The organism is Streptomyces albidochromogenes (assembly GCF_005981925.1).
Lineage (GTDB): Bacteria > Actinomycetota > Actinomycetes > Streptomycetales > Streptomycetaceae > Streptomyces > Streptomyces albidochromogenes.
Genome location: NZ_VBVX01000357.1, coordinates 1 through 6,126, shown reverse-complemented (window position 1 = coordinate 6,126; position 6,126 = coordinate 1). Strand labels below are relative to the sequence as shown.

Below are 6,126 nucleotides of genomic sequence, written 5' to 3'. Positions count from 1 at the left end.
CCGCTGGGGCTGCTCGGGCTCGTGCTGGTCGGGGGATTCGGTCATCGGTGGGCTTCTCTCCTGGTCGGGGGAGCGGAGGCGAGGGCGTGTGCGTACACGTCCATGAGGCGTGCGCTGCTGCGTGCGATGTCGTAGTGGCCGACGGCCGGCGGCGGTACCAGGCGGCGTGCTCCGCCCTCCCGGCGCCGGCGCAGGGCCGCCGTCAGTTCCCCGACGCTGCCGCTGATGCGCCGGGCGCCGGGCGCGTGGTCGTGGGGCAGGTCGTCGATGGCGGGGCAGGTGCGGTGGAGTACGGGCAGCCCGGCGGCCAGCGCCTCGACCACGGCCAGGCCGAAGGCCTCCTCGCGTGACGTCGACACGAAGACGTCCATGGCACAGAGGAGGTCGGGGACGGGGGTGCGCCCGGTGTCGTCGGGGTCGGTGCCGCACTCGCCCAGGAAGCGGATGCGGTCCGTGGCCCCCAGGCGCGCGGCCAGGGTGCGCAGCGCGTCCGTCCCGGGGCCGTCGCCGGCCAGCAGGAGCCACGCGCCGGGCAGGGCCGCCACCGCCCGGACCAGGACGTCGAAACGCTTGCCCGGGACGACCCTGCCCACGCCGCCGGCCACGAACGCGTCGGCGGGGATGCCCAGGCGGGCGCGGGTGGCGGCGCGCCGGGTGGCGTCGTAGCGGAAGAGGGCGGCGTCGATGCCGTTGGGGACGACGTGGATGCGGGCGGCCGGTACGCCCCAGTCGCGCAGCCGCCCGGCCACGGTCGCGGAGACGGCCACGGTGGCCGAGCCGAGGCGTTCGGTGCCCAGGTACAGCGCGCGGGCGCCCCGGGTGAGCGGGCGGCCCTCGATCTCGGCCCGGCCCAGGGAGTGCTCGGTGGCGACCGCGGCCGGGACTCCGGCCAGCCGGGCGGCGATCCGCCCGTAGACGCAGGCGCGGTACAGGTGCGTGTGGACGAGGTCGTACCGGCCGCGGCGCACCAGCCGGGTCAGGGCGGGCAGCGCCTTGAGGTCCCGGTTGCCCCCCATCCCGAGGTGGGTGACCCGGACGCCGTCCGCGCGCAGTCCGTCGGCCACCGGGCCGGGGTTCGTCAGAGTCACGACGTCGCAGGACACCGGCAGGTGACGCAGCAGCAGGCGCAGCTGCTGCTCGGCTCCCCCGATGCCGAGGCCGGTGATGACGTGCAGCGCCCTCATCGCGCGGCGCCGTGCCGCGCGAACCGGTGCCGGGTGCGCTTCGCCCACAGGCGAAGGTCCCGGTCGGCCTGGCTGACGTGGGTGCGGGGCAGGGCGTACGGGCCGAGGAGGGGGCCGGGCGCGATCGCGAAGCCGTAGCGGTAACCGGCGGCCCGTACGGCTGCGATCGCCCGCGCGTCGACCGTGCCGTACGGGTAGCAGAAGCTGTCCGGGGCGGTGCCGGTGATCTCGCGGATCTTCTCGCGGCTGTCGGACGTCTCCCGGCGCAGTACGTCGTCGGGGACGCCGGCCAGGCGCTGGTGGTACAGGCCGTGCGAGCCGATGTGCATGCCCGCGCGGGCCGCTTCGGCGATCTCCTCCTCGGTGAGCAGCCGCTTGCGCGGGCCCAGCGGGTCCCACCCGTTGGAGCCGCCGCACCGGCCGGGCAGCACGAACACGGTGGCCGTGCAGTCGTGGCGGCGCAGTACCGGCAGGGCCTCGTGCACGAAGTCGGCGTACCCGTCGTCGAAGGTCAGCCCGACCAGGCCGCCGGAGCGGCCCGCCGCGTGGGCGCGGAGCAGGGTGCCCGCGTCGACTCCGGTGAGGCCGCGGCGGCGCAGCCAGCCGAGCTGCCGGTCGAGCCGGCCGGGGGCGACCGTGATGCCGTACGGGTCGTCCGCCGGGTCGCCCACCGAGTGGTACATCAGGATCCACGGCGGGGCGGGGAGCCCCCCTACGGGGCGTGGGGTGTTGCGGGTCGCCGTGTCAGCGGCCATGACGGAACCTCTGTCGGGTGAGGGCCAGCAGGTGGACGACCTCCGGGGCGCGCACCGCGAGCCCGCAGAGGACGAAGACGGCGGGGACCAGGACGCATCCCGCGGCCACGCCGAGGAGGGGGCCGCCCGGTGTCAGCGGCGCGGCCGCCCAGCCCGCGGCGGCGGCAGCGGCGGCCGCCGCCGCCAGGCGGGCGAGGGACGCGGCGACGGTCCGCACCCGGATGGGGACCACGCGCGAGCCGAGGCCGCCGAGGAGGAGCAGCGCCGTCGTGCTGATGCCGACGGCGTTGGCCGCCGCGATGCCGTGCACGCCGAAGCGCTCCGCCGCCACCGCGCCCGCCGCGGTGGTGACGACCAGGCCGGCGGCCATCGCGGCGGCCGGGTACCAGGTCGGGCGGCTCGCGGAGAAGAACGGCCTGCTCAGCGCGCCCACCAGGCAGTGGCCGAGGAGGCCCACGGCGTACACGCGCATGACGGTCGCCGTCGTGGCGGTGTCCTCGGCGTCGAACGCGCCGCGTTGGAAGAGGACTTCGATGATCTGCGGCGCGTAGCCGAGGACCATCGCGGTGCCGAGCAGGACCACCATCGCGGCCAGCGCCAGGTCCCTCTCGACCCTGAGGCGGGCCCCTTCCTCGTCTCCTTCGGCCATCGCCCGCGCGACCACGGGGAAGGTGACCGTGCAGATCATCAGCGACAGCACCATCGGCATCTGCGCGACCTTCTGCGCGTAGTTGAGATGCGAGATGGCTCCGCCGGGCAGCGGTGACGCCAGGAAGCGCTCGACCAGGACCTGCGCCTGGCGGCCCACCGCGAACAGGACCACGGGGGCGAGCAGCGACGTCGTGAGCAGAGGGGTCGTCAGGAGCGAGGGGGCGGACGGCTCGGGCGGGGCGCGGGTGCGCTCACGGGCGTGTGCGTGCGAGTCAGGCGCAGGAACGTGGGGAGCTGGGTCAGGATCATCAACAGGCTGCCCACGGCCACGCCGGCCGCCGCCGCTCGTACGCCCCACAGCGAGTGCAGGGCGAGCGTCGTGGTGATGATGCCGATGTTGTACGCCGCGTAGACGCCGGCCGGGAGCAGGAAGTGGCCGTGGGCCCGCAGGGCGGCGCTGAAGTACCCGGTGATCCCGAACGTGAAGACGGTGACCGCCGTCAGGCGGGTGCAGTCGGTGGCCAGTTGGGGGTCGCCGAAGCCGGGCGCGAGGAGTCGTACGAGCCAGGGCGCGCCCCAGGCGAGGAGCGCGGCGGCGCCGGCCAGGGCGGCGCACAGCCGGGGCAGCGTGGCCAGGACCAGGGCCCGTACGGCGTCTTCCGCGAGGTCGGGGTCCTGGGCGCGGCGGGCGGCGCGGCGGGCCAGGGCGTGGCTGAAGGCGGGGACCAGGAGGAGCGCCATGGCGTCCTCGATCAGCAGGGTGGCCGCCATTTCCGGCACGGTCCAGGCGATCAGGAAGGCGTCGCTCTCCACGCTCGCGCCGAAGAGGTGGGCGATGGTCTGGTCGCGCAGGAGGCCGAGCAGTGCGCTCACGGCGGTCAGGGCGGCGGTGACGGCGGCGGCCCTGGCCAGGAAGCGGCCGAGCCCGGGGGGCGCCCCGCCCGGCCCTCGCCGGGTCGGCGCGGCGGGGTGCGGCGCCGTGGCGGCCGGGGACGGGCGCTGTGCCTGTACGGGGGTGTCGGTCATCGCGGCGCCTCGCCCGGTGCCAGGGCCCACCAGGCGGCCAGGCCCAGGATGACGCCGGTGAGGACCGTCGAGGGGCCGCCGATGTCGGCGTACAGGAAGTCGACGGTCTGGTAGACGGTCAGGCCGATCGCCGCCAGGCCGCAGTCCGCCGCCGGGTGGCCCCGGCGCAGCCGGCGCAGGGACGCCGTCAGGATCGCCGCCCAGGTGCCCACGAAGGCCGTGAGACCGATCAGCCCCTGTTCGCTCAGGACCAGGAGGTACATGTTGTGCGGTGAGAGCAGGGGCTGCTTGTGGAAGCTCTGGCCCGCTCCCGCCGTGTCGCTGCCCGAGGAGAGGCCGATCGACGCGTGCGCGTCGCGGTGGACCGGGAAGCCCTTGAGGCCCACTCCGGTGGCGGGATTGTCCTGCCACATGCTCGCGGCGGCGGCCCACATCGTGTAGCGGTCGTTGACCGACCGGTCGGGGGCCTCGGTCACCTCGGTGATGCTGGTGAGGCGTTCGGAGATCATCTGCGAGCCGACGCCGAAGCCGCCCACGAGGACGACCGCGGCCGCCGTCACGGCGGCCAGCGCCTTGGCCGCCTGACGAGCGCCGGTGAGGAGGATCATCGCCACGGCCGCGATCACCGTGGCGATCCAGGCTCCCCTGCTGAAGGACAGGGCCAGGGGGACGGTCAGCGCCGCCGAGGCGGCGATCGCGCAGGGGCGCAGCCAGCGGGGCGCCGACCTGGGGGTGCGCAGGGCCAGGGCCAGCGTCGCCAGCAGGCCGTAGGAGACTACCGTGGCCATGCCCATGACGTCGGTCGGGCCGAAGGTGCCCACCGCTCTGATGTCCTCGCCCATGTACGACGCGCCGGTGCCGGTGGCGTACTGGTAGACCCCGGTCGCGCCCTGGACGAGCGCCAGGACGACGAGGGCCGCGGTGACGACGCGGAAGTGGTGGGGGGTGCGCAGGAGGAGGACCACCGCCGCCGGGACCAGGACGAAGACCTGGAGGTAGCGGACGAATCCGGTGAGGGCCGCGGTGGGGTCGGTGGCGGTCGCCGTCGCCACGGCGATGCCCAGGGCCGGCAGGCCCAGGATCAGGGCGGCGGCGGGTGTGAGGGGGCGTCGGCGGACGGCCCCGGCCAGGGCGACGAGCACCAGGGCGCAGGAGGCGAGGTCCGCCGGGGTGATGTTGGCGGACGTACCGGCTGCCGCCGCCTGCACGGGGACCGCCAGCAGCAGCACGGTGGCGATCAGGGGAAGGAGCGGGAGGCGGACGCGGGGTGCCGGTGTCGTCCACAGGACGGTCATGCTCAGCTGCCTCCGAGCCGGAACAGGGAAGCGGCGGTGCGCGTGAGGATGCACACGTCCTGCCAGAGCGACCAGGTCTCGATGTAGTGGTTGTCGAAGCGGGCGCGGTCCTCGATCGAGGTGTCCCCGCGCAGTCCGTTGACCTGGGCCAGGCCGGTGATGCCCACGGGCATACGGTGGCGGGCCTGGTAGCCGGGGTAGGCGTGGCTGAACTTCGTGACGAAGTACGGGCGCTCGGGGCGGGGGCCCACCAGGCTCATGTCGCCGCGCAGGACGTTCCACAGCTGGGGAAGCTCGTCGAGGGACGTGCGGCGCAGGAGGTTGCCCGTGTGGCTCATGCGGCGGTCGGTGGCCACGCTCCAGCGCGTGGCGGACTCGTGCTCGTCCGCCGGGCGGAGCGTACGGAACTTCAGGAGGGTGAACGGGCGGCCGTCACGGCCGACCCGCTCCTGGCGGAAGATGACGCCGGGGCCGTCGGACAGGCGTACGGCGAGCGCGCACGCGGCCATCACCGGCGCGGCGGCCAGCAGCGCCACCGCGGCCACCAGGGCGTCCATGGCGCGTTTGACGGCCGCGGACACCGGTCTGCCGGGGTGCAGGGGGCGGACCGCGAAGCCCCACAGGTGGTCCGGGTCCTTGCCGGGAGCACGCCCTTCGACCTGCCACAGATGGCAGTCGTGCCCGGCGAGGAGCGCGACGAGCCGGGCGTCGGGGAGCTGCTCGGGCGAGTGGGTGAAGACGGCGTGGCGTACGGAGTTCTGGATGACCGCGCGGGTCACGTCCTCCGGGGTCGTCAGCACCGGGAGCGTGTCCGGGTCCGTGTCCGGGGCGGGCTCCGGGTCCGCGGGCGCCTCGTCGACCCGGCCGACCGGGCGCAGTCCGTACTCGGCTCTCGCCTGGAGGGCCGCCGTGATCCGGTGGGCGACCGGGCCCCGGCCCACGATCAGCGCCGACTGCGGGCGGCGGGCCGCGGTCCGGCGGCGGGCCCCGTACACAGCGCCCCGGGCGGAGCACAGCAGCAGCGTCTGCACGGCGGCGGCGAGGGCGAGGGTGCTCCAGGGGAGGGCGAGGTGCGGGGTGTACGCCGCGAGGGCTTCGGCGGCGGCGTACCACTGGATCAGCGCGAGGAGCAGGACCGGCGGGATCTCCGCGAGCGCCGACGGGGACAGGCGGGGGCGGTAGAGGCCGCGGTAGGTGTGCAGCGCCAGGGTGAGG

At 75.3% G+C, this 6,126-nt stretch carries 4 protein-coding genes and 1 pseudogene; all 5 read right to left on the bottom strand.

The window, feature by feature from the left end; translation table 11 throughout:
* Positions 1 to 41 precede the first annotated feature (41 nt).
* The gene (locus tag E2E34_RS29915) at positions 42 to 1,184 is read right to left on the bottom strand and encodes a glycosyltransferase (protein ID WP_138905001.1); all 1,143 of its coding nucleotides are present in this window, start codon (positions 1,182 to 1,184) and stop codon (positions 42 to 44) included.
* On the bottom strand, positions 1,181 to 1,939 hold the full coding sequence (locus E2E34_RS29910) for a polysaccharide deacetylase family protein (RefSeq protein WP_138905000.1): 759 nt from the start codon (positions 1,937 to 1,939) through the stop codon (positions 1,181 to 1,183). The genes E2E34_RS29915 and E2E34_RS29910 overlap by 4 nt, the downstream gene beginning before the upstream one ends.
* Positions 1,929 to 3,616, bottom strand: a pseudogene (locus tag E2E34_RS29905) (lipid II flippase MurJ). Before E2E34_RS29905 ends, E2E34_RS29910 begins: the two are co-directional and overlap by 11 nt.
* Positions 3,613 to 4,911 (bottom strand): O-antigen ligase family protein, encoded by a 1,299-nt coding sequence (locus tag E2E34_RS29900; protein ID WP_138904999.1) that lies wholly within the window; start codon positions 4,909 to 4,911, stop codon positions 3,613 to 3,615. The pseudogene E2E34_RS29905 and the gene E2E34_RS29900 overlap by 4 nt, the downstream one beginning before the upstream one ends.
* Positions 4,912 to 4,913: 2 nt before the next feature.
* Positions 4,914 to 6,126, bottom strand: a 1,213-nt coding sequence (locus E2E34_RS29895) for an exopolysaccharide biosynthesis polyprenyl glycosylphosphotransferase (RefSeq protein WP_138904998.1), incomplete at its 5' end; no start/stop codon positions are given.